21 protein-coding genes are annotated in these 23,548 nt (G+C 34.4%); 7 read left to right on the top strand and 14 right to left on the bottom strand.

Annotation, left to right across the window (positions count from 1 at the left end; genetic code table 11):
• The first annotated feature begins 223 nt into the window (after positions 1-223).
• From crtI (EA412_06965) to EA412_06940, 6 genes are all read left to right on the top strand, one after another.
• Positions 224-1,693 (top strand): phytoene desaturase, encoded by a 1,470-nt coding sequence (gene crtI, locus EA412_06965; protein ID TVR79225.1) that lies wholly within the window; start codon positions 224-226, stop codon positions 1,691-1,693.
• On the top strand, positions 1,677-2,318 hold the full coding sequence (locus EA412_06960; protein ID TVR79224.1) for a carotenoid biosynthesis protein: 642 nt from the start codon (positions 1,677-1,679) through the stop codon (positions 2,316-2,318). Before crtI (EA412_06965) ends, EA412_06960 begins: the two co-directional genes overlap by 17 nt.
• A gap of 1 nt (position 2,319) precedes the next feature.
• Positions 2,320-2,781 carry a beta-carotene hydroxylase gene (locus EA412_06955; protein ID TVR79223.1) on the top strand — a complete coding sequence of 154 codons (462 nt, stop codon included), beginning with the start codon at positions 2,320-2,322 and terminating at the stop codon, positions 2,779-2,781.
• Positions 2,782-2,843: 62 nt separating this feature from the next.
• Positions 2,844-4,346 (top strand): phytoene desaturase, encoded by a 1,503-nt coding sequence (crtI, locus tag EA412_06950; protein TVR79222.1) that lies wholly within the window; start codon positions 2,844-2,846, stop codon positions 4,344-4,346.
• Positions 4,321-5,166, top strand: coding sequence for a phytoene/squalene synthase family protein (locus EA412_06945; protein ID TVR79221.1), 846 nt, complete (start codon positions 4,321-4,323; stop codon positions 5,164-5,166). The genes crtI (EA412_06950) and EA412_06945 overlap by 26 nt, the downstream gene beginning before the upstream one ends.
• 2 nt (positions 5,167-5,168) lie before the next feature.
• Positions 5,169-5,903 carry a lycopene cyclase domain-containing protein gene (locus EA412_06940; protein ID TVR79220.1) on the top strand — a complete coding sequence of 245 codons (735 nt, stop codon included), beginning with the start codon at positions 5,169-5,171 and terminating at the stop codon, positions 5,901-5,903.
• On the opposite strand, the gene EA412_06935 is transcribed toward EA412_06940, so the two are convergent.
• From EA412_06935 to atpB, 11 genes are all read right to left on the bottom strand, one after another.
• The gene (locus EA412_06935) at positions 5,900-7,036 is read right to left on the bottom strand and encodes a glycosyltransferase family 1 protein (GenBank protein TVR79219.1); all 1,137 of its coding nucleotides are present in this window, start codon (positions 7,034-7,036) and stop codon (positions 5,900-5,902) included. The two genes, EA412_06940 and EA412_06935, sit on opposite strands and share 4 nt — an antisense overlap.
• A gap of 29 nt (positions 7,037-7,065) precedes the next feature.
• Positions 7,066-8,169, bottom strand: a complete 1,104-nt coding sequence (locus EA412_06930) for a glycosyltransferase family 1 protein (GenBank protein ID TVR79218.1) — start codon at positions 8,167-8,169, stop codon at positions 7,066-7,068.
• Between the two features lie 25 nt (positions 8,170-8,194).
• A complete protein-coding gene (locus tag EA412_06925) occupies positions 8,195-8,980 on the bottom strand; it encodes a glycosyltransferase family 2 protein (protein TVR79217.1) in 786 nt (261 codons plus the stop codon).
• Positions 8,981-8,986: 6 nt separating this feature from the next.
• The gene (locus EA412_06920) at positions 8,987-10,426 is read right to left on the bottom strand and encodes a hypothetical protein (protein TVR79216.1); all 1,440 of its coding nucleotides are present in this window, start codon (positions 10,424-10,426) and stop codon (positions 8,987-8,989) included.
• Positions 10,427-10,451: 25 nt separating this feature from the next.
• The gene (locus EA412_06915; GenBank protein ID TVR79215.1) at positions 10,452-10,706 is read right to left on the bottom strand and encodes a DNA mismatch repair protein MutS; all 255 of its coding nucleotides are present in this window, start codon (positions 10,704-10,706) and stop codon (positions 10,452-10,454) included.
• A gap of 146 nt (positions 10,707-10,852) precedes the next feature.
• Positions 10,853-11,740 carry an ATP synthase F1 subunit gamma gene (gene atpG / locus EA412_06910; protein ID TVR79214.1) on the bottom strand — a complete coding sequence of 296 codons (888 nt, stop codon included), beginning with the start codon at positions 11,738-11,740 and terminating at the stop codon, positions 10,853-10,855.
• A gap of 36 nt (positions 11,741-11,776) precedes the next feature.
• On the bottom strand, positions 11,777-13,360 hold the full coding sequence (locus EA412_06905) for a F0F1 ATP synthase subunit alpha (protein TVR79213.1): 1,584 nt from the start codon (positions 13,358-13,360) through the stop codon (positions 11,777-11,779).
• A 3-nt stretch (positions 13,361-13,363) separates the two neighbouring features.
• Positions 13,364-13,924, bottom strand: coding sequence for an ATP synthase F1 subunit delta (gene atpH / locus EA412_06900; protein ID TVR79212.1), 561 nt, complete (start codon positions 13,922-13,924; stop codon positions 13,364-13,366).
• A gap of 5 nt (positions 13,925-13,929) precedes the next feature.
• Positions 13,930-14,427, bottom strand: a complete 498-nt coding sequence (locus EA412_06895) for a F0F1 ATP synthase subunit B (GenBank protein ID TVR79211.1) — start codon at positions 14,425-14,427, stop codon at positions 13,930-13,932.
• Positions 14,428-14,496: 69 nt separating this feature from the next.
• Positions 14,497-14,745 (bottom strand): ATP synthase F0 subunit C, encoded by a 249-nt coding sequence (gene atpE / locus EA412_06890; protein ID TVR79210.1) that lies wholly within the window; start codon positions 14,743-14,745, stop codon positions 14,497-14,499.
• A gap of 34 nt (positions 14,746-14,779) precedes the next feature.
• Positions 14,780-15,844: an ATP synthase F0 subunit A gene (atpB, locus tag EA412_06885; protein TVR79209.1), complete on the bottom strand. Its 1,065-nt coding sequence runs from the start codon at positions 15,842-15,844 to the stop codon at positions 14,780-14,782.
• 218 nt (positions 15,845-16,062) lie between these two features.
• Between atpB and EA412_06880 the strand changes: the two genes are divergently transcribed.
• Positions 16,063-17,973, top strand: coding sequence for an OmpA family protein (locus tag EA412_06880; GenBank protein TVR79208.1), 1,911 nt, complete (start codon positions 16,063-16,065; stop codon positions 17,971-17,973).
• Between the two features lie 117 nt (positions 17,974-18,090).
• Here the strand turns inward: EA412_06880 and EA412_06875 are convergent, their stop codons facing one another.
• The 3 genes from EA412_06875 to EA412_06865 form a co-directional block, all read right to left on the bottom strand.
• Positions 18,091-20,169, bottom strand: coding sequence for a hypothetical protein (locus tag EA412_06875; GenBank protein ID TVR79207.1), 2,079 nt, complete (start codon positions 20,167-20,169; stop codon positions 18,091-18,093).
• Between the two features lie 75 nt (positions 20,170-20,244).
• Positions 20,245-21,252 carry a type IX secretion system membrane protein PorP/SprF gene (locus tag EA412_06870; GenBank protein ID TVR79206.1) on the bottom strand — a complete coding sequence of 336 codons (1,008 nt, stop codon included), beginning with the start codon at positions 21,250-21,252 and terminating at the stop codon, positions 20,245-20,247.
• A gap of 117 nt (positions 21,253-21,369) precedes the next feature.
• Positions 21,370-23,538: a hypothetical protein gene (locus tag EA412_06865; protein ID TVR79205.1), complete on the bottom strand. Its 2,169-nt coding sequence runs from the start codon at positions 23,536-23,538 to the stop codon at positions 21,370-21,372.
• Positions 23,539-23,548 lie beyond the last annotated feature (10 nt).

Raw genomic sequence — 23,548 nt, 5'->3', positions numbered from 1 at the left:
AGTGCAAAAGTAATCCCTTTTTTCTAATTATCAAAAAGTTTTTCAAGGAAAAATGGAAAATAATTCGCGACAGTATAAAATCCAACAAATTCGACCTCATAACCAACTACTTATGACAAATTAAAAATACGATGTAACAATCAAACTTTTTTTAGGATTTAAGGTTATCATACTTTCAAAATAATATAGGTATTTTTACGAAAGTAAGTTTAAACAGGCAAAAGTGAAAAATGTAATAATTATAGGAAGTGGAATAGCAGGACTTGCTGCGTCTGTAAGATTAGCAAATGCGGGTTATAAAGTAAATCTCCTTGAAAAAAATGATTTTGCAGGAGGCAAACTCAGCGAAGTATTAATAAATGGATATCGATTTGATGCAGGACCATCATTGTTTACAATGCCTGAATTGATAGAAGAGTTGTTTGAAATTTCAAACATTAAAACGGAATCCCACTTTTCCTATGTAAAGCTAGATCATATCTGCCGATATTTTTTTCAGGATGACCTTATCATTAATGCCCTTGCAAATCCATCAGACTTTGCTAATGAAATTGAAAATAAAACCGGTGAAAAAGCTGAAAAGGTTATCAGGCATCTGGAAAAAGCTGCGGAGATTTACAAGCTGACAGCTCCGGTCTTTATTTTTAAAGAATGGTCCTATTTGCAGAACTTAATAAACCCTAAATTCTGGAAAGCTTTTTTAAACATCCGGAAGTTAGATGTTTTCTCTACTGTTCATGATGCAAATGCTAAAAATTTTTCACACCCGGCTATTATACAGCTATTTGACAGATATGCTACATATAATGGTTCTAATCCCTACAAAGCTCCTGCAACACTTAATGTTATACCCCATATAGAGTATAATAAAGGCGCTTTTTTGCCTAAAAAAGGAATGTATTCTATAATTGAGTCGCTGATAACATTGGCAAAAGCAAAGGGCGTCAATTTTCATTTTAATCAGGAAGTGAAAAAAATATGTTTTGATAAAAGTGGAGTAAGCGGTATAGAAACAACTAAAGGATTTTTTCCTTCAAAAATAATTGTCAGCAATAGCGATATTGAATTAACATATAAAATGCTGGGTAAGGAAAAAAAATATTCAAAAGCAGCTAAAGAAAAGTCTACTTCGGCCTTAGTTTTCAATTGGGGCATCAAAGGCAAATTTAATAAGTTGGCCCTGCATAATATTTTTTTTACCACAGATTATAAAAAAGAGTTTGAAGACTTATTTGACAAAAAAAGAATACCGGCAGATCCTACAATTTACCTGTTTATCAGTTCAAAAATGGTAGCAAGTGATGCTCCTCCGGGTTGTGAAAATTGGTTTACCATGATAAACATGCCTGCCGGAATTAAAGTTGGTGATAAAGAAATTGCAGAAATTCGGAAAACTGTGATTGAAAAAATAAGTAATAGAATCGGAGAGTGCTTTGAAGATAAAATTGAATGTGAGTGGATTCTTACTCCCGAAAAATTAGAGGACAGAACAAACTCAATAGGAGGCGCAATTTACGGAAACGCATCTAACTCAAAGTGGTCAGCTTTTCAAAGACATCAAAGCCGGGTGCCGGGGATTAAAGGTTTATACGTATGTGGTGGAAGCGTTCACCCGGGCGGAGGAATTCCTTTATGTTTATCTTCAGCTAAAATAGCTGTAAACAAAATAATTAAAAATGAAGCTAAATCTTAGTAAAGTTCAATTTTGGACATTCATCACTATCTGTGTATATCTGGTTGGCTTGACCGGTCTTCTCTGGGATAGAACACACGACCTTTTCCTTCTCCTGACTCCTTTAAATATCCTATTTGCATATTTTGTTGTTTTTTTATTCCATAAAAAATTTGATTTCACCTTTTTTATGCTTGCTGCATTTATATTCTTGTTAGGTATGACTGCTGAAATTATCGGTGTAAAAACCGGGTTGGTTTTTGGGGAATATGAATATGGAGACACGCTTGGACTGCAAATTCTAAATGTCCCGGTTTTGATAGGGTTAAATTGGTTTTTTCTGGTTTACTGTGTTTATCATTTCTCCAAACAATTTTTTAAAAAAGATATGATGGTAATTCTTTTCTCCGTAATTTGTTTAATCATTTATGATATGGTATTAGAATCTCCTGCCATTGCAATGAATATGTGGTCATGGGATGGGAAAAGTTATCCTCCAATACATAATTTCATAGCCTGGGGAGTGTTGGGCTTGATAATGACAAGTGTTTTTACCAAAAAAATCAATATTCAAAAAAACAATATGGCGATAAACATGTTTCAGATTCAGTTTATTTTCTTTTTACTTTTAACAATATTCCTTTAATATGGAAATTTTTCTGAAAATCGTATTACTGATTTTTTGCTTTATTATGATGGAAGGGGTTGCATGGTTTACTCATAAATATATCATGCATGGATTTTTATGGGTATTACACAAATCGCACCATGAGCCGGGTTACAGGGTAGTAGAAGGAAATGATGCATTTGGTGTTTTTTTTGCAGCCTTCTCATTCATTTTAATTTTTTCAGGATTACCTCATTTCGGTTATTCCTTTTTCGCAGGTATTGGTATTGCGCTTTATGGTGTCGCTTATTTTTTCGTACATGATATAATGGTTCATCAAAGATTTCCATTACTTAAAAATGTAAAACATCCATACTTAAGGGCTATCAGAAGAGCACACAAAATTCATCACAAAAAAATGGGGAAAGAGGATGGGGAAGCTTTTGGATTCCTTTTCGTTAAAAATAAATACTATCCGGACAATAAAAAACAAGCCACTTAAATTTTCTGTTAAACATTTTCATCGATTTTCGGTTTTATATTCTTATCGTAAATATATATTAAATGAAATACACCAACAAAAGTATTTTAATTATTGGTGCCGGACTCGGTGGCTTATCAACTGCGCTTAGGTTAGCCAGCAGAGGCTATAAGGTTACCATACTTGAAAAACATCATCAAGCAGGCGGAAGATTAAATCAAATTGAAAAAGATGGTTTTACTTTTGATATTGGGCCTTCTTTTTTCAGTATGAGTTATGAGTTCGATGAATTGTTTAAAGATTGTAAAATAGAAAATCCATTAACCTATCAGGAACTGGATCCTTTGTATACTGTAAACTTCAAGGGTAGTGACAGAAAGTTTAATGTTTACAAAGATCTGGAAAAGCTTGCTAAAGAATTTGAAGGACTTGAAGATAATTTTGTGGAAAAGGTAGAAAAATATTTGCTTAATGCAGGACAGATTTTTCATGACACAGAGCACATTGTTGTTAAAAACAACTTTGACAACAAGTTAGATTATATCATGCAACTCGCTCGAGTACCATGGAAACATGCTCCAAAAATGTTTACTTCTATGTGGAAAGATCTGGAAAAACATTTCACCTCTGAAGAAACAAAAGTAATTTTCTCTTTAGTTGCTTTTTTCCTTGGAGCTACTCCTTTTGAAACTCCCGCTGTGTATAAACTTTTAAATTATACAGAGCTAAAGCATGACGGCTACTGGAATATAAAAGGCGGCATGTATAAAATCACGGAAGCTTTAGTACAAGCCCTTTCAAAATATGATGTAGACATATATTACAATACTGAAATAGAATCCATTCAGACTGTCAATAACAAGATTTTAGGATTTACTGATAAAGAGGGTAAGCTTTGGGAATCAGATTTATACATAGTCAATGGGGATGCCGCCTCGTTCAGAGGTAAAATTTTAAACAGACCAGCTTTTACAGAAAAGAAATTAGACAAACTTGATTGGACATTATCTCCTTTCACAATGTATCTGGGGGTTAAAGGAAAGATTGACGGACTGAATCACCATAATTACTTTTTAGGTGAAAACTTCAGATCTTATGCTGATAAGATTTTTAAAATGTCTGTTAATCCGGATCAACCTTATTACTATGTAAATGTAAATTCAAAATCCAATCCGGAATGTGCGCCTGAGGGCTGTGAGAATATTTTTATACTTTGCCCGGTTCCCGACTTAAGGTACAAACCTGATTGGAGCGATGCAGAAGAATTATCAAACACTATTATAAAAGATTTATCTGAAAGAACGGGATTCAATATTGCAGAGAATTTGATTACAAAAGAAGTTTATACTCCTATAGACTGGATGCATAAATTCAATTTATATAAAGGAAGTGGGCTTGGTTTAGCACACGGACTCAATCAAATTGGAGGATTCAGGCCTAAGAATAAAGACGAAAAGTTTAATAACCTCTATTATGTTGGAGCTTCAACTACACCCGGCACAGGGCTTCCGATTGTAGTAATCAGTTCAAAATTAGTTACAGAAAGAATTACAAAAGAACATGCTTATGAGCCGCAAGTTATTTGATTTAACCTCTTTAAAATGTAGTAAGTTAATTACTGTGCACTACAGCACATCTTTTTCACTTGGAATTAAATTGCTGGGTAAAAAATACAGACCTCATATTTATTCTATTTATGGGTTTGTGAGATACGCCGATGAGATTGTTGATACTTTCCACGATCAGGATAAAGGTATATTGTTAGAAGAGTTTAGAAAAGATACATTCAATGCTATTGAAAGAAAATTTAGCATTAATCCTATTGTGCATAGTTTTCAGGAGACTGTCAATCTGTATAATATTGATTTAAGCCTGATTCATGCTTTTTTAGACTCTATGGAAATGGATTTGCATTATGGAAAATACAATAAAGAAAAATATAGTGAATACATATACGGTTCTGCTGAAGTTGTAGGATTAATGTGTCTTAGAGTTTTTTGTGATGGACAAGACACCACTTACAATTCTCTAAAAGCGCCCGCAAGAAGCTTAGGCTCAGCATTTCAAAAAGTTAATTTTTTGAGAGACATGCAGGAAGATTATAAAGAGAGGGGGCGGGTATATTTCCCCGGGGTAGATTTTGATTGTTTTGATGAAGACTGTAAAAACCAAATTGTAGAAGATATAGAAAAGAACTTTTCAGAAGCCCTTACCGGCATCAGAGAATTGCCAATAGGCTGTAGAGGTGGCGTTTATCTTGCTTACAGGTATTATACGAAGCTTTTTGATAAACTTAAAAAAGCGAAGCCTGAAGCTATTCAGTCGAAAAGGATGCGTGTACACAATGCCTACAAGGCTTACATACTTATGAAATCATATGCCCGTTATGCATTTAATTTAATTTAATAATGAGTTGGTTAAGAGAAATAGAGCATTTATATCTTTATCTGAATATTTTCACTATCAGCTTACCCTTTCTGCTTTCTTTTGATAAAAAAGTAGCTTTTTATAAAGAGTGGAGATTTCTTTTTCCTGCTATATTAATAACCGGAGCCTTTTTTATTATTTGGGATGTCCTTAAAACACATTTTGGGGTATGGTCATTTAATGAAAATTATCTTGTCGGAATTGATATAATAAATTTACCTCTGGAAGAATGGCTTTTTTTTATTACCGTCCCTTATGCCATTGTTTTTATTTATTGTTGTGTAAAAGCCTATTTCTCTGACTTTTATTCCAAATATGCCCTATCGACAAGTTACTTTTTTATTGGTTTGCTTTTCTTGGGCGCTATCGTTTTTTATGATAAAGCATACACTGTCATCACTTTTTCATTAAGCGGCCTTTTTTTACTTTTACACATACGTATTTTAGGTAAAAAATACCTCGGATATTTCTGGATAGCCTTTTTTATACACCTGATTCCCTTCCTTCTTATTAATGGAGCATTGACTTCTATACCTGTTGTAATGTATGATGACTCATTCAATATGGGCATTAGATACGCACACTTAACAGGGATTGAATACCTTTATATCCCTCTTGAGGATACAATTTATTCAATGTTATTGTTTTTGATGAATGTTACGATATTTGAATGGCTGAAAATTAAATACCAAAGCAAAGTAAAAACTTCTGCTTAAAGTAAATTTCTGTATAAATCAATCCATTGAGCTGTTATTACATCGGCATTAAATCTCTTAACATACTCAAAACCCTTTTCAGAGAGTTGATTTCTTTTTGAACTATTTTCACTCAGTTCTATTATTGCACTTGCTATTTCTTCTTTAGAAAGAACGTTTACATACATGCCCCCCGGGCCGGCAGCTTCTGAAAAACAGCCTTTTTCATTTGTTATTACAGGTGTTTTGCAATATAATGACTCTGCTAAAGGAATTCCAAAACCCTCATATACCGAAAGGTAAGTTGAAAACAAGGCCATATGATAAAGCTGTGGCAATTCATTATCACCAATATTTTCTAAAAAAATGACTTTTTTATCAAGTCCATTTGAAACGACCTTTTCTCTTAATTTTTTCTGATACGTATTCGAATTCCCAACTAATAGCAGTGCAGGAAAATCTAAGTTTCTGTTTTTTAAAAGTACAATCGCATCAATAAGAATTTCCAGATTTTTACGGGGATTCATACCTACACTAAGGACAAAGTTTTCCGGTAAATTATAGTTAGCCATTAAGCTGTTCTTTAATTTTTCGTCAGATGTAAAATTTTCATAATTAGCAGAACAGGATTGATAAACAACTTGTATTTTTTGTTCGTCAACTTCATAAAATGTGGATAAATCAGTGGCAGTCTGCTGACTGATACAAACAATTTTATTAGCGGACTTTACAGCATTTTTAATTTTTGAGTCATAAAAAAATCTATCTGCAGTTTTATAAAGTTCCGGGAATGTTTTGAATATAAGATCATGAATAGAAACAACACTTTTACAGTTTGATTTCTCAATTCCATAAGGTAATTCATGACTTAAGCCATGATAAATATCTAGCTCTAATACATTTGCAAAATTTGAAATACCGTAAGAGCGCCATAATTGGTGTGGTAAAAATTTCCAGATTCCTTTGGGTGTATAAACAGGATGTTTCTTTATAAAATTTTGATATTTCTGATCAATTCGGGGTGAAAAAAGGGAATATTCATTCTCCGGGTAATGAACAGATAATGCAGCCAGCAGATTCCTGCTATAGTTTCCTAATCCGGTTTCATTCAGAAACAATCTTTTGGCATCAAACCCAATTTTTAGTGGTTGCATATATCACAAATCTAATGTTTTTTCACGGTTCAATTTTTATTAGACGATGCTAAAATATCTTTATAAACTTCTAGTGTTTTCTTTGCCATTAGCTCTTTTGAGAATAGTAAGGCTTTTTCTTTAGCATTTTTGATTAAATCCTTTCGTATTTCTTCATCTTTAAAAAGTTCAATAAAGTTTTCTGACAAAGAATCCGAATCTTTTACATTAGATAAAAAACCGTGTATACGATTTGTTATTAATTCAGGGACTCCGCCCGCTTTGGTTGCAACTACCGGCACACCGGCATACATGGCATCAATAACGGATGTCCCCAAACCTTCTGTTTTTGAGGTAAAAAGAAAATAATCTAATTCATAAATAATTTTGTGTACGTCTTTTCTAAATCCGAGTAATGTAATTTTTTCACTTAAGCCTTTTTGATGAATATAGGTTTCTATCTCTTCTCTTAGAGGCCCGTCACCGATTACAACAAAATGTACGTTTAAACCTTCATTTAAAATCAGATTTGCCGTATCCACAAAAGTAAAATAATCCTTATGATCAGCAATTGCAGCTACATTCCCTACTAACTTAACATCTTCGGATATTCCCAATTGATTACGGATAGTTCTTGAATTTTCATTCTTAAATTTCTTAAAATCTATTCCACTGTGAATAGTTACCAATTTGTTTTGCTCTTTAATAGCCGGTTTTAAAATATCTGAAATAGCATCTGAAACACAAATGATTTTTTTTATAGCCGGATAATTATATTTAAAGCGGGAAAAAACATTACTGCTTACCGGAAAATCTACACGCCGGCTTAAAACAAATGGAGTACTGTTTTTTGTTAGCAAAGCGGACAAGACAGCTATAGTCTGAGCATGAGAATCATGAATGTGAACAATATCCGGTTGTTCTTTTCGCATTACGCGGATTAGACCTTTTATGAATTGAAAACTTATTGCTGATTTCTTAGTGAAAGAATAGTATTGCAATTGACTTTGTTGCGCATAAGTTTCAATTTCGCTGTTTCTGCTACAGACTAAAATCTGCTTAACAGAATGCTTATTTAGTTCATCTATCAGATAAGCTATTTGTTGCTCTCCTCCCCTCCAGGAATGTGCCGTTGATAAATGAACTACTTTCATTTTAATTATAAATTTCCTTTTTCACTTAACTATCCTTCTTGAGATTTATTTGCTTTTGAAGCAATTTTGCATATTTCAAAAACTTACTATGAGAAGAAATAACTGCGATTACCAGGCCGTAAAACCCATCTCTAAATCCGGCCTTAAAAAAGTAATCTCTTACAAATTTAAAAAACGGGCTTAGCAAAAGCATAAGAATGCTAGCTCTTTTACCATTATTAAATGCCGTTTCAGCGGCAATACTGCTAAATTTATTTACCTGTGTAAGATGTTCGCTAATTGATGTGAAAGAGTAATGCAAAATTTCATGATTCACTTTTTCAACTCTGCTATTTGCATTCATAATCACTTTATCATGGGGATTATCTCCTCCCCAGCTTCCTTTACCTGCTTGCCAAAGACGAATTTTTCTGTCAGGATACCATGCACCATTTTTTATCCATTTTCCACAGTAATTATTTAACCTCTTAAAAGAGTAGGCTTCGAAGTCAAACAGCTGCTTTTTAATTGAATTTATATATTGCACCAGTTCATCTGAAAGCAGTTCGTCTGCATCAAGTGATAAAACATAGGGTGAAGTAGCTTTTTGAGCCGCAAAATTCTTTTGTTCAACATGTCCTTTAAAAGTATTTTGTAAAAAAACTACATTAAATTCCCTGCAAATTTCCGGGGTGGCATCTGTTGAAAAGGAATCTACCACTATAATTTCATCGGCCACTTTTTTCACAGATTCAAGACAGCGAAGAATATTTTTTTCTTCATTGTAAGTAATGATTACAGCTGAAATTTTATTCTCTTGTGTCAAAATAATTACAAATTAATTTAAGGTAAAACCGGTAAATTTAGTCCCTTTATAAACACGATGACCAAAAAGACCTTCAGCAAATTTAATTGATACTTTTTCGGGTCTTTTTTGAAAATACGTATCTTGATGGGTAATTCTCAAGGTTCGGTATTGCGCTTTATTTCTATACTGTCCACCTGCAAGCTCTACAACAATTTCTCCCCTTTTAAATTCTACCTCATCAATAAAATAGACTTCTTCGTAGGCCGAACTACTGAAAATAAAATTTAAAAGTAAGTAAATCATAGTAAAAAAAGGCATTACTCCAATAATAGAATAGGCTAAAAACCCTCTCCACTTTAAAACATTATTATTGCTTAAAAAACGGTATTGAGTAGCAAATGCCAAAAGGACGAGGCTAAAACCTATGAGAATAATTACCCAAAATGGAACTTCTGTAATAGTAGATAACAAAATAAACCCTATAAAACCGGGAAACAGACCTAATATAACAAAGGTAAGAGTCCAATGCCAGCTGTGATACTTATAGTTTTTTTCAATTTTTTCAGGAATCGGAATCCTTCCCGGAATTAAGTTAACTCTTTCAATATAGGAAGGGTCCAGTTTAAAATCATCCTTATCATTGATAGGATTAAGGTTTAACAATACGCATAAATGATTAAAGATATCGGGTAATTCCTTTTTAAAGGCGATAGGTGATTCAAAAAAGAATTCGATACAAACAGCAAAAAACTCATGCTTATTTGTCCCTCCGTATGCTCTCAAAAAACTACTGTCACCGGATTTTACTTTTTTAAACTGTTGCAGACCTACATCCAACCAGTGGTCGAGATAAAAAGAAAAATTATTGTCAAAATCATATCCTTTCTCGAGGGATAATTTTAAAGCATGCGCCATTTCATGTAAACCCAGATTGTAGTTATCATCCGGAATGTCATAGCCGATTTGAAAATCCTTCCATGAAAGACCTATAACACCTTTTGTAGAAGTTTTTCCTCTAATTTTCACCCACTCCTCTTCACCTTTTTTTGGTGGTGGAAAAACACCTTTAATCCTGTGAGCCGGTATATAGAAGCTTTCAGGGTATAAATTAATTTTTTCAATATTTCTCATCAAAAAGTTCTTCAGACCAAAGGTCAGCTGAATGGCCGAAGCTGCAACTAAGATTTTCATTTCTTCAGTAATCTCAAGACCCTTTTGACCACTATAGCTTTTAGTCTTATTAAACTCAATCAGTCGAGTAATAAATTTTCTTTTACCATCAAAACTTAAGCTTTGATAAAACTTGTTTTTTGTACGCAGAATCTGATTATACTTCTTATATGTAGCGGTGTGTAAATTGTATTTTTTATTTTTCTTATTCTTAGAAATATATTCAGCCAATTGGTATCGCCCCGGGCCAATTAAATAAAAAGAAAATGAAATAAAAAGAAAAAAAAGCAAGTGGTTCATGATATATCATGAATTTAAAAAGTAATTAGTGTTTGAATCTTACAAATAAACGACCGAAATTTTTTGAATCCTTATCAACCCGATGATATAACTGTTTTATATCTTTTCGCTCAAGAAATCGTAATACTTTTTTCTTTAGCTGACCACTTCCTTTACCGGGAATGATTTCAATGATGGGTATTCTATTTTCCACAGCTTCCTGCATGATATTTTCCAGCTCTTCATCAATCTTTTTTCCTTTATTAAAGATATCGTGAAGGTCTAATTTTAATTTTGCCATTGTTTAAAGATTCTTTCTTATTGATAAAAATAAAAAAGTTTTATCGTGACAATGTATAAAATCACTTTAAATTATAATTTGGAGTGCAGTTGTTAAAAAAGATATCCAAATTAGCGTCAAAAAGAGGGAGTAAAATGTATCCGAAACTATTGTTTGAGTGCTTCAGCGCCACCAACAATTTCAGAAAGCTCTGTAGTGATTGCTGCTTGTCTTGCTCTGTTGTAATCAATATTAAGCTGACGCACTAATTCTTTAGCATTTTCAGTAGCTTTATCCATGGCTGTCATTCTTGCTCCGTGTTCTGAAGCATTAGAATCAAGAACTGCTTTATAGAGTTGAGTTTTGAGAATTTTTGGAACTAATTCTTCGATTATCTCTTCTTTAGAGGGCTCAAATAAATAATCTACTTTTGTTTTGCTGTAGTTGTCACCCGTTTCAATAGTAGGTACCGGCAAAAACCTTTCAACAACGAAGTCCTGAGTAGCTGCATTTAAAAATTTACCGTAGATAACTTCTATTCTGTCATAGGTGCCATCGAGGAATTTTTCCATTATGAACTCAGCAATTACAGATGTCTCATTAAAGTTGAGGTTTTTAAATAAGTCGATATATGTTGTGTCTCCCTTAATATTATTTTTCTTAAAATAATCAAAACCCTTTTTACCAATAAACATAAGTTGCACATTGCCTTTAGCAAATTGATCAGCGTATTCATTTTCAATCAGGCCTTTTGCTTTTTTAATATTATTGGAATTAAATCCACCGCAAAGACCTTTATCTGAAGTTACTAATACTAATAATACTTTTTCAGGGTCACGTTCTTTACTAAAGTCCAGTGAAACTTCTTCTTCCATAGTAGAAACAATATTGGAAAGAATTTCCTGTAGCTTTTCAGTATAAGGCCTCATTTGTATTATAGCATCAGAAGCTCTCTTAAGTTTCGCAGCAGACACCATTTTCATGGCTTTAGTTATCTGCTGTGTAGACTTAACGGACTGTATTCTATTTCTTACTTCTTTTAAATTCGCTGGCATAAAATGATGCTTATTTTACTTAAGTTTACCTTTCAATTATTTCTTCTTAAACTTATTGTTTAACTCTTTTGCAACTTCTTTCATAGCTTGAATAGCCGTATCAGTTAATTTACCGGTTTTTAGTTCTTCCAGTGAGTCTTTATGTCTAACTGTCAGGATATCCAAATATTCTTTCTCAAATTCTTTAACCTTATCAATAGGGACATCTCTCATGAGATTATTTGTTCCGGCGAATATAATTGCAACTTGAAGTTCTACTGCCAAAGGTGAATACTGAAGCTGCTTTAGCATTTCCACATTTCGCTGACCTTTAGCTAAAACATTCATGGTAGCCGGATCTAAATCAGAGCCGAACTTAGCAAATGCTTCCAATTCACGATATTGTGCCTGGTCTAACTTAAGAGTTCCTGCCACTTTTTTCATTGTTTTAATCTGTGCAGCACCACCTACTCTTGATACTGAAATACCAACATTAATAGCCGGTCTTACACCTGAGTTAAACAAATTCGAATCAAGGAAAATCTGTCCGTCTGTAATTGAAATTACGTTTGTAGGTATATATGCTGAAACGTCACCTGCCTGAGTCTCGATAATAGGTAAAGCTGTAAGAGATCCTCCTCCTTTTACTTTTCCTTTTAAAGATGGCGGTAAGTCGTTCATTCCTGCTGCAATTGTATCATTGTCGATAACTTTTGCGGCTCTTTCCAATAAACGTGAATGCAGGTAGAAAACGTCACCCGGATAGGCTTCTCTTCCCGGAGGTCTTCTTAACAAAAGTGAAACTTCACGATATGCAACGGCTTGTTTAGACAAGTCATCATATATAATTAAAGCAGGTCTTCCTGTATCTCTGAAATATTCTCCTATAGCGCATCCGGCGAAGGGTGCATAGAACTGAAGAGGTGCCGGATCTGAAGCAGAAGCAACTACAATAGTTGTATACGGCATAGCGCCATTATCATTTAGTGTTTTAGCAACCTGAGCTACTGTTGATGCCTTTTGACCTGAAGCTACATATATACAGTAAACGGGCTCACCTCTCTCATAAAACTCTTTTTGATTGATAATTGTATCAATAGCGATAGCTGTTTTACCGGTTTGTCTGTCTCCGATAATTAACTCACGCTGACCTCTACCGATAGGTATCATTGCATCAATTGCTTTAATTCCTGTTTGCAGAGGCTCATTTACAGGCTGTCTGAAAATTACACCCGGAGCTTTGCGCTCTATCGGCATTTCAAAAAGTTCGCCTTCAATTGGTCCCTTTCCGTCAACAGGTTTTCCCAAAGTATTCACTACTCTGCCTAACATACCCTCACCAACGTTAATTGATGCAATCAAACCGGTTCTTCTAACGGTATCACCTTCTTTAATGGATTCCGTTTCACCCATTAATACAACACCCACATTATCCTCTTCAAGGTTTAGAGCTATTGCTTTAACCTTATTTTCAAATTCAACCAATTCCCCGTAGCGAACGTTTGTTAAACCATATACCCTTGCTATACCATCACCTACTTGCAAAACAGTACCAATCTCTTCCAGCTGCTCTGCTGTTTTAGTGTTTGATAATTGTTCTCTTAGGATTGCTGAAATTTCATCCGGTCTTATCTCAACCATATTTTAAAACTTTTTTTCGTAAATATTTTCTTCAAACTGTTTTTGCAGTAACTCAAGTTTTCTCAAGACACTTGCATCAAATAATTTATCTTCAAAACTTAAAACAAAGCCTCCGATAATATCGGAATTTACTTTTGTAGTAAGATTAACATTTTTAACTACTTTACTTTCTTTCAGGATTGAAATCACTTTTTCTTCAATCTCTTTGCTTACTTTAACTGCTGATGTTAAAACTACCGGAGTAATTTCTCTGTGAATAAAATCTATTTTAAAGTAAGCTTCCGTTACATCTTTGATATATATTTCCCTTCCTTTTGCAATTAAAAGATTCAGGAATTTCAAGGTCATTTCATCGATTTTACCGGAAAAAATAGCGTGAATTGCATTCTTTTTGCTACCGGCATTGACTATTGGGCTTTTCAGCATTAATTCAAGATCTCTGTTTCCCTTTAATGCTGTATGCAGTAAATATATATCATCTCTCAACTCATCACTTTTGTTTAATTCAAGTGAAAGCTGATGTAGAGCTTTTGCATATCTTTCTGCTAATCGATAATTTGACATGAGGGCTAGTTCAATTTAAAATCGTTAATTAATTCGTCAACATATTTCTCCTGAGCCTCGTTATCCTTAAGTTCTTTTTTAAGAACCTGTTTAGCTATTTCAATGGCCATTAAACCGGCTTGATTCTTAATATCAGTGATTGCGGCCATTTTTTCGTTTTGAATATCGGCTTTAGCGGCTTCAATAATTTTAGCAGCTTCTTCTCTTGACTTATCTTTAGCCTCATTAATTATGCTTTCCTTAAGCTCTTTTGCTTCTTTAATGATTTCATTTCTTTCAGCTCTAGCCTCATTTAAGATTCTTTCATTATCTGCTTTTAAGTCTGCCATTTCTTTTCTGGCTTCTTCTGCAGCTTTAAGAGAGGCTTCTATAGATGACTCTCTATCTTGAAGTGCGCCTAAAATAGGACCCCATGCGAACTTTTTTAATATCCACAGTACGACTAAAAATGCAATCGCTGACCAAAAGACAAGACCAAAACCTGGTGAAAGTAATGTATCCATTTATTCAATTTTTTAAAAGTAATTTAAAAAAGAGTTTGTAGCCAACCGCCACAAACTCTTTTTTTTAATTTAGGCACTAATTGCCAAAAAGCAAATAACAGCACCGAAGAGAGCAACACCCTCAATAAGAGCTGAAATAATGATAGCAGTAGTACGGATATCACCGGCAGCCTCAGGCTGACGCGCAATTGCTTCAGCAGCTGTTGCACCAATTTTACCAATACCAAAACTAACGCCTAAAACTACTAATCCCGCACCTAATCCACCGGCAAGTGGGCCTAAAGTGGTGATTTGAGTTAAAATCAAAGCTAATAACATAATTACCTATTTAAAATGATGAAAAAAAATCTTACTAATGATGCCCCTCTTCAACTGCCTGCCCTATAAAAATAGAAGACAATAGTGTAAATATAAATGCCTGAAGAAAAGCAACTACTAATTTTAAAATATTCATAAAAACAGCAAATAGAACTGTACCTATAGATAAACCTAATGCACCTCCTGTACTCATAGCCGGAGCTAACAGAAAAATCAATCCAAAGATACTCATCATAAGGATTTGTCCGGCAGTTATATTCGCAAATAGACGAATCATTAATGCAAAAGGCTTGGTAAATATACCTATAAATTCAACAACAGCTAATGGTATTTTGATAGGAATCGGGATGCCCGGTGGCCATAGTATATGAGACCAATATGCTTTTGTACCATTAAAATTCGTAACAATTAACGTTAGCGTAGCTAATGTTAATGTTACAGCTATATTTCCTGTAACATTAGCTTTCCCCGGAAAAATTGGAACTAAACCTAAGAGGTTATTAATCCAAATAAAGAAAAACAAAGTAAGCAAATAGGGCAGGAATTTTCTGTATTTTTTCTCACCAATTGAGTTTTTAACAATGTCATCTCTAACAAAAATAATAATAGGCTCTATCAAAGACTGAAAACCCTTCGGAGCCATACCAACTCTATTTTTATATGTTTTAGCAACTGATATAAAAATCAAACACATTATCAATACTACAAAGAAAAGCGAAAGTACATTTTTCGTAATAGAGATATCGTAAAAGGTGTGTCCGTCAATTGATTCAATCTTGCCCTTATTATAACGATAACCTGCGTATTCATTTTTACCATGGTCAAACTTACTGCTCATAAAAACGCTGGAACGCCATCCCTGATCTGTTTTTCCGATAAGTATAACCGGCAGATAAAGGTATATCTTCCTTTCGCCAATATCAATGATATGCCATTGATAGTCATCAATAATTTTGCTTTCGATAAGATATGTAATGTCAAAATCAGATGATTTTGTGCCGTCTATATCATCTATAATTTCCGGTTGCTCCGCCTTAATGAAAAGAGTAGACATTAAAAACATAAATGTCAAAACCGGTATTTTAAAAATCCATCCCATCGCTTGGTGTCTACTTTTTTGTACGTATGATTTGAAATCGGTCGCAAGTTACACTGATTTTAAAAAATTTGGAAGAAAAAATGCTTTTTTCCAAAATTTTCAAGCAAAAAAAGCTGCAACACCTATATTAAAAGAGAAAGCAAAAAATAAAAAAAATAAGGGGTTTAAATCCTGAGAAAAAAATATACTTTTGTATTTCCATATTTAAACACTTTGCCATGAAAAAGTTACTTTTGATTCTTTTTTTCTGCTCCACTTTAATATCTGTTAAAGGCCAGGATTACTTAGGAATTGTAAACATGAATTACGGAGGGGTCACTTCAATGGACTTTCAGCCTGCTTCAATTGTTGATATGCGATACAAGGTTGATATTAACATAATTGGTATTAGCACTACCTTTCACAATAATTACATTTCTGTTAACCGGGATTTTTTCAGATCAGATTCTATGTTTAGTGCTGATAACTGGCAGGAAAGATATTTTTCAGAACGCATGAATGACGATAACAAGTTTATCTATTTTAATAATCAAATTCAATTACCTTCATTTGCAGTTTCTTTAGGTCCAAGAGCGTCCATTGGTTTATCATGGAGAATGCGTACAAAATTTAACTTTGACAATATCGACCCTGATCTTGCAAAGTTAGCCTGGGAAGGAGTAATGTACCCTCCGCTGCATTATCAGGACCTTAGTAATGAAAATTTAAGTGTGCAATTAATGAACTGGGCTGAATATGGAGTAACTTTTGGCATGGTACTGATGGATAGAGATCAACATTTTCTGAAAGGTGCAGCAAGAGCAAAGCTGCTACAAGGGATATTTGCGGCTTATCTTTATGCAGATGAACTTCGCTATTCATGGTCAGGAAGTGATACAGTTACTATAGTAGCTACAAATGCGAGTTATGGTCACTCAGATAATTTTGAAGTTGATGAAGAAACTTTAAATTACCGATTTACAGCAAATCCGACTTTAGGATATGATTTTGGTTTGGTTTATGAATATCGTCCAAACAGAAGGAGGTATCAATATGAATATCCCGAAGGTGTGATGAACGACAGAAGGGACAAAGAAAAGTATGCATTTAAAGTAGGTCTCTCAGTATTAGATATAGGAAGGCTCAGATTTAATAAACATCCGAATAGCAGAAACTTTTATGCTGACATAGAAGATTGGTATGTAAAAGATTTTGATTTAGGGAGCGTGGCAGATTTTGATGATACTATAAATAGCCGATTTATCTTTACAGAAGACGAAGAAGAAGACTTTCTAATGAATATGCCCACGGCAATAAGTATTCAAGCTGATTTAAGGTTATGGAGGAATTTTTATCTGAACGTAACTCCATTCTGGGCAGTATATAGAAACGATCAGGAGGAGAGGGTCAGAGAGCTTACGAGATGGAGTATTGCACCGAGATTTGACTCAAAATGGTTTGGTGCGGCTTTACCTTTTTCATTTGCTGAAGGAGGCCAAAGAGCCTTAGGTGCTTCCGTAAGGCTTGGGCCTTTAGTTGTCGGTACAAATAATTTTTTACCTTTTTTCAATAGTGATGGTAATTTTTATGGAGCAGATTTTCATTTTGCACTTAAAGTACCGATACCCCATAATAAGCCTAAAATACCTGTCCCGGAAGAATGGGAAACTATTCGAAGAGAAGTAACAGACACATTAATTGTTATGGATACCGTTAGAGTTGAAGAAAGAAATGTCATTACTATTTACGATACGGTAACCGTTGAAATTGTTCAATTAAAACAAAAGGAAAGCGAAATCCTACAAACAGCTTTTGATAATTTAGAGTTTGAGTCGGGTCAGGATATTATAAAAGCCCGCTCTTTTCGATCATTGGAAGACTTAGCTCTTTTATTAACTGAAAATGAAGATTGGAATATTAAACTGGAAGGGCATACAGATAATATTGGAGGAGCTGAGTTTAATATGAATTTATCAAGAAGTAGAGCCAAATCTATAAAGCGGTTTTTAACTGACAGGGGTATAAGCGGGGAAAGAATAATAGTTGAATATTACGGAGAAGAAAAACCAATAGCTGACAATGACACTCCAGAAGGCAGACAAAGAAACAGACGAGTTGAAATGCAAATCATTAAAGATATTGAAGAGTAAACCTAAACATTAGATAAAGATATCTTAAAGATTCACACTCTCATTAATTAAAAAATCTGTTTCAATTTAGTTCTATTGCGACTAATCCTCATTGAATTGAAAAGGAGCGAACTTCTTCTATTCGTATATAACTTCAGCACCGTCAAGATCACCAATTACCTCAAACTCGGTTCTACGGTTTCTTTGCATACCTTCTTCGTTTCTGGTTCCGTCAGGATTTAAGTTTGGTGCTACAGGTCTTGACTTTCCATAGCCTCTTGCCTTTAACTGACTTTGAGGGATTCCCTTTTCCAATAGAAAATCCACACATGACTGAGCTCTTTCCTGAGATAGTTTTAAATTTGCTTCATCAGTACCAACATGATCTGTATGTGAGCTGATTTCAATAATTATACTCGGATTGTCTACTAATAGTTGATACAATTGCTCCAGTGTTTCTTTTGATTCCGGTCTTAAAACTGCTTTACCAAAATCGTAATAGATATTACTTAAAGTGTAGGTCTGCCCCACTTCAATTTTTCGCATGGCAATATCCAGATTAAAGGTATCAGACTCTGCTAAATGACGAGTATCTATAAATTGTGATTCGGTAAAGTAATCATCCTTTCTAAGAGTAAGCTGATAGTGTCTGTCATGCTCAATTTTGTAAAATAAATCACTGCCACTTAATATTTGCTCATCAATTACTTTTCTATCTGCTTCATTCGTAACATCTATCAATTGAATTTGTACATTTGAAATATCTACACGATCGCCGTCAGGTTTTTCTTCACTAACAGTAGCTTTAATATAAAAATCCGGAATTAAGACGTCTACTACTCTATATAAGTCATCACAACATGTTTTACCAAAAGTTCCTAAATTCCCTTCCCTATTAGAAGACAAATAGTAAATATTCGGTTCTTCTCCTATAGCAAAGTACATATCATCAGCAGGCGAATTGACAGGAACTCCCATATTGATAACTGTTTCCCAATTTGATTTACTACCTTTTACCTTAAAAATGTCTGCGCCTCCCAATCCGGGATGTCCGTCACTACTAAAGTATAATGTTGCTGTTCTTTGATCGTAAAAAGGTGTTTTTTCATTACCTACAGTGTTTACAGTTTCTCCAAGATTAACGGCAGCTGAGGCATTCCCTCCCGGCTGAATTACTGAATACCAGATATCAAAGCCTCCGCTTCCCCCATCTCTGTCAGAACTAAAGTACAAAATATCCTTTCCATCATTACTTAATCCAACAGCAGGCTGTGTATTACTAAATCCGGGTTTGTTTACTTGTTGATTCAACTTTTTTGCTTCCCCAAACTGATTGTTTTGAAATGAACTCACATAGATGGCACATTCAATATTTGCATTCCCGAAATCAGTGCACTTTGTAAAATAGAACCTTCTGCCGTCCTCTGAAAACACTCCGTTTCCACTATGAAAATCTGAGCCGTTAACCGGACCTCTAACAACTTCAGGCCTTCCGCTAGTGCTTCCGTCTTCGACTTTTACTGAATAAATATGAGAAAAATATTGTCCTCTTACGTGATAAGGTCCTCTTCTAAGTGAATCTGTGTGAAACGATGCAAAATATAGTTTTCCTCCATGATAAGCTGGAGCATAATCCGTCTGCTGACTGTTAACACTTTCTCCCAAATGAGAAATGCTTATATCTAAATCTGAAATATTCTTAGCCGTTTCTATCATCGCAAAATCACATGCTTCAATTTCCATTTTGGCTAAAGTTAAATAGTCCTTGTATTTTCTACCTGAAGCCGCTGACTTAAACTCATTAAACTGTCTTTTTGCCTCCGCATAACTTGTATTATTTTTAAGCATACGTGCATAGTAAAATCTTGCTTCCGGATATCTGTTTGAGTGTTCGTCCAGTAAGTTTTTATAAGCATTTTCGGCTTTTTCATAATCCCGGGCCATTCTGTAGGACTGAGCCAGCATAAACATTGCTTCAGCATGATTTTCTCTTTCTTCAACTAGAACCTCATAAATTTGGGCAGCCTCAATATAGTTTCCTAACTCATAAACACTTGATGCATATCGCATTTTTTGATTAAAATTAAGATTCTCGATTTCTGCAGGTAGTGATGCCTGAATGAGTGTTGAGAAAACAATAAAGCAAAGTGTCAGCGTGATTTGTTTCATTTGTTCGTTTTTTATTTTGAGAGCTTTTTTTGTTCGTTGACTAATCATTTTTTTCTGTCAGACCTTTAACCTTAAACTAGATTAATATGTCAATTTCAAAAAATATAGTTAAATATGCGTGAATTAAAATCTAGGTGCAAATAATGAAGGTTTAGCTTCAGGCATTGGAGTATATCTGCCCGTATATGATAAAGACAACTCAATACTTCCATTCGTTTGATTTAGTTCAGAAACTGTTACATCATAACTTAAGCCTAATTTGAAACCTCTCAATTCAAAAGCTGCATAGGGAATAACTGCATCGTCAATACGATAATATGCGCCTAAATAAAGAGCTGATTCTTCATTAAAATCAATTGCGGCGGCTAGTCCTGCATTCAACTGATCAACTTTTGCCTGCTGCATATAAATTACAGAGGGAAGTAAAGAGAATCTGTCTGAAAGTGCGAAATCTGCTCCGGCATGTACAACATTCCTTCTGGGTAACTTAAGTGTGCTGCCATCGGTAAAATTTTGCTCAGGTTCAAGCACGTGGAACATAGAAAATCCTGCATAAGCCAATACATTACTGCCAATTCTGGAAGTCCAAAGTAAACCTGCTTGCATATCAAAGTTCCCAACATTTGTTTCCGGTATGTTTTCTAAAGACGGTAAACCAGGATTATGCTGCCAACCTCCAATGTTTTCAAATTGGCTGGCAAATTTCAAATTCGCAAAATCTAATCTTTTTTGAGCATATCCCCCCTGAAGACCTAAAGAGATAACATGTCTTCCATTCTGATCAAGGCTTTTGTGATATGCCGTTGAAAGCATTGCTGAAAAATTTGTTAATCTTCCGGCAGAAGACTGATCATTTACTAACACTACGCCTAATCCAAAAACATCATTTTTCCCTACCCGAATTGGTTTTTCAAAAGAAATGGAAGGTGTTTCATAAGTTGCTCCCTCTGAACTGATTCCAAACCACTGATTTCTATAATTAACATTCACTCTAAAACTACCGTCAGTTTTACCTGTTAAAGCCGGGTTTAGAGTTAGCGGTGAATTATAAAACTGAGAATAATGAATATCCTGAGCTTTAACATGAAACAAAGTGATGCATGTAAAGAGAAGAAAAAATATTTTTTTCATATTTTATGTTTAATCTGTTACTGTAAGTTTTGTGTTGAATCTTTTTTAAATTACTTTCTATGGAAGTTTAAATATAGTTAAAAATAGATTGTTTCATTCAATTTTTCAAATACACGTTTACCAAATTAAAATAAAATCACCCTGTTCTTTAACTTCCTTTCCGTCAGGTAATAAAAGTACGGCCTGATAAACGTAGGTATCCATTGGTTGCAGCTCTCCCTGATACATTCCGTCCCATCCTGAAGAGGCATTGTCGTAAAGTAACTTTCCCCAACGATTAAACACCTGAAAACTTTTTATCTGAACCAATGGACTAGTTAGTACAAAAAAGTCATTATTATATCCGTTTGGATTAAATGCATTTGGAAAATCATATAAAACTGCATCTACTATCACCAGTATTTTATCCATAAAAGAACAGCCATTTGCATCTGTTACTGTTACAGTATAAGTTGTTGTAATCTCAGGGCTGGCTGTTACTGTTGATTGCGATGGATCCTGAATGCTCTCATCCGGTGACCACACAAAAGTAAAAGGTGAGTTCCCTCCTTGTGGCTCTACAACTAAATCTACTGATTCTCCCAACTGAATAACCTGATCGTCAGAAACTGATACAACTAAAGCATCCGGTTCGTTAATCTGCACACTTATTTCAGATTCACACCCATTTAAATCAGTGACTGTTAGGCTATAAGATCCTGCTTCTAGGTCTGAAAGATTAGGATTGTCAATATTAGAGTTATCCCAATTATAAATATATGGAGCTGTTCCACCGTCTACTGAGGCAGTTAAGCTGCCATCGTTATAACCAAAACAACTTATATCTTCAGAAAGTAAACTGACGATAAGTTCATCTAGCTCACTTACTTCAACTGTGTAAGTCTCTTCGCAGCCATTCATGTCTGTAATTAAGACATCATAAGTTCCCGCTGTTAAACCGGTAGCTAACACTCCGGTATCTCCCTGTGGCCAAAATATTTCGTAGCCCGGTGTTCCTCCCGAAACATCAAGGAGTGCAATTCCATCATCTCCATCCTTACAGGATACAGGAGTTACATTTTGGACAAGAGCAATTTCATCCGGCTCAGGTACTGTATAGTTAGTTGAGAATTCACAATTATTCTCGTCAACTACGGTTAAAGAATAATTTCCGGCAGTTAAATTTACTGCTGTAGAACTATTGTTGCCATCACTCCAATTGTAATTAAAAGGAGATGTTCCTCCGGAAACATTAACACTAATCTGACCGTCATTTCCACCATTGCAGCTAACTGCTTCAATATTTGTCAAAGTTTCATCTAAAATAAGTCCCGGATGAGCCAGTGCAAATACGGGGTCTGTAAAATCCGACACAGCTTCAACAGTTAAAATTTCATAATTAGGTTGAGTTGTAACTACCGGTGTATTTAAGTTTTCCCATAAAGAAGTTCTCCACTGGCCAACTTTGTTCCAATTTCCATCAGCAGCAGGATTGTAGAAAATAGAAATGTCGGGTGAATTGTTTCCAGAAAGTCGCTCGATTACATGAAAATATTCCGGGTTAACTCTACATAAAGTACTATCTAAAGCATTTCTGTCATAACCTTCTACATTTGCATCTAAATTTGCCATTCTTACACCAAAACTATGTAAATCTGTACTTTGTGGATTTATCTCTACCGGTCTGATTCTTGTTGTCATATTAGATGAGCCGACAGGGAAGTAATATTCATCAGCCGAATCCATATTTCTTAATAATTTACCTCCAACATCACTACTTACAAACCCAGAAGTATAGGTCACAGCTAAAGGGTTTGTATTTGTAACAGATAAGGTATTAGATGATGTTGCTAACTCTCTATCTAATAAATCGAAAATATTTGACACTTCGGTATCTAAATCAATACTTTTTATCCCCGAGCCCGAAAGTGACAAATCATAAAAAACAGAATTTGAAGTACCTCCGATTAGCTGATTCCCTCCCGAAAGTTCAACTTCACTTTCACCTGCATTAAAAATGCCATTATTTATCCAGTCACCAAATATTTGAAAATAGCCCGTAGTCCCCCCGGCATTTAAATCATCTCCATTAATTAAATCTTCTTCAATTATGAGCGTACCGGTGTTTACAAGTGTCCCGGAAGCATTCTCAAGAGTAGATGATTTTACTATCACAACTGCATCATCATTAATGAAAATATTTGCTCCATTGTTATAAAATAATGATTGAGCAGACATTCCAATACTGAGTGTAATCAATAGAGTAGTAACACCTAATTTTTTCAAAATATTTTTATTTACTTTCATTTTTGCTATA

The sequence above is a fragment of the Chitinophagaceae bacterium genome (genome assembly GCA_007695095.1).
Lineage (GTDB): Bacteria > Bacteroidota > Bacteroidia > Chitinophagales > REEL01 > REEL01.
This window is presented reverse-complemented; position numbering and strand designations above follow the sequence as displayed.

What these genes read in the sequence shown, in the direction of transcription:
- EA412_06960 (TVR79224.1), top strand. Translation starts at nt 1,677, where the DNA reads ATGAAGCTAAATCTTAGTAAAGTTCAATTTTGGACATTCATCACTATC.
- EA412_06955 (TVR79223.1), top strand. Translation starts at nt 2,320, where the DNA reads ATGGAAATTTTTCTGAAAATCGTATTACTGATTTTTTGCTTTATTATG.
- crtI (TVR79222.1), top strand. Translation starts at nt 2,844, where the DNA reads ATGAAATACACCAACAAAAGTATTTTAATTATTGGTGCCGGACTCGGT.
- EA412_06945 (TVR79221.1), top strand. Translation starts at nt 4,321, where the DNA reads ATGCTTATGAGCCGCAAGTTATTTGATTTAACCTCTTTAAAATGTAGT.
- EA412_06940 (TVR79220.1), top strand. Translation starts at nt 5,169, where the DNA reads ATGAGTTGGTTAAGAGAAATAGAGCATTTATATCTTTATCTGAATATT.
- EA412_06935 (TVR79219.1), bottom strand. Translation starts at nt 7,036, where the DNA reads ATGCAACCACTAAAAATTGGGTTTGATGCCAAAAGATTGTTTCTGAAT.
- EA412_06930 (TVR79218.1), bottom strand. Translation starts at nt 8,169, where the DNA reads ATGAAAGTAGTTCATTTATCAACGGCACATTCCTGGAGGGGAGGAGAG.
- EA412_06920 (TVR79216.1), bottom strand. Translation starts at nt 10,426, where the DNA reads ATGAACCACTTGCTTTTTTTTCTTTTTATTTCATTTTCTTTTTATTTA.
- EA412_06915 (TVR79215.1), bottom strand. Translation starts at nt 10,706, where the DNA reads ATGGCAAAATTAAAATTAGACCTTCACGATATCTTTAATAAAGGAAAA.
- atpG (TVR79214.1), bottom strand. Translation starts at nt 11,740, where the DNA reads ATGCCAGCGAATTTAAAAGAAGTAAGAAATAGAATACAGTCCGTTAAG.
- EA412_06905 (TVR79213.1), bottom strand. Translation starts at nt 13,360, where the DNA reads ATGGTTGAGATAAGACCGGATGAAATTTCAGCAATCCTAAGAGAACAA.
- atpH (TVR79212.1), bottom strand. Translation starts at nt 13,924, where the DNA reads ATGTCAAATTATCGATTAGCAGAAAGATATGCAAAAGCTCTACATCAG.
- EA412_06895 (TVR79211.1), bottom strand. Translation starts at nt 14,427, where the DNA reads ATGGATACATTACTTTCACCAGGTTTTGGTCTTGTCTTTTGGTCAGCG.
- atpE (TVR79210.1), bottom strand. Translation starts at nt 14,745, where the DNA reads ATGTTATTAGCTTTGATTTTAACTCAAATCACCACTTTAGGCCCACTT.
- atpB (TVR79209.1), bottom strand. Translation starts at nt 15,844, where the DNA reads ATGGGATGGATTTTTAAAATACCGGTTTTGACATTTATGTTTTTAATG.
- EA412_06880 (TVR79208.1), top strand. Translation starts at nt 16,063, where the DNA reads ATGAAAAAGTTACTTTTGATTCTTTTTTTCTGCTCCACTTTAATATCT.
- EA412_06875 (TVR79207.1), bottom strand. Translation starts at nt 20,169, where the DNA reads ATGATTAGTCAACGAACAAAAAAAGCTCTCAAAATAAAAAACGAACAA.
- EA412_06870 (TVR79206.1), bottom strand. Translation starts at nt 21,252, where the DNA reads ATGAAAAAAATATTTTTTCTTCTCTTTACATGCATCACTTTGTTTCAT.
- EA412_06865 (TVR79205.1), bottom strand. Translation starts at nt 23,538, where the DNA reads ATGAAAGTAAATAAAAATATTTTGAAAAAATTAGGTGTTACTACTCTA.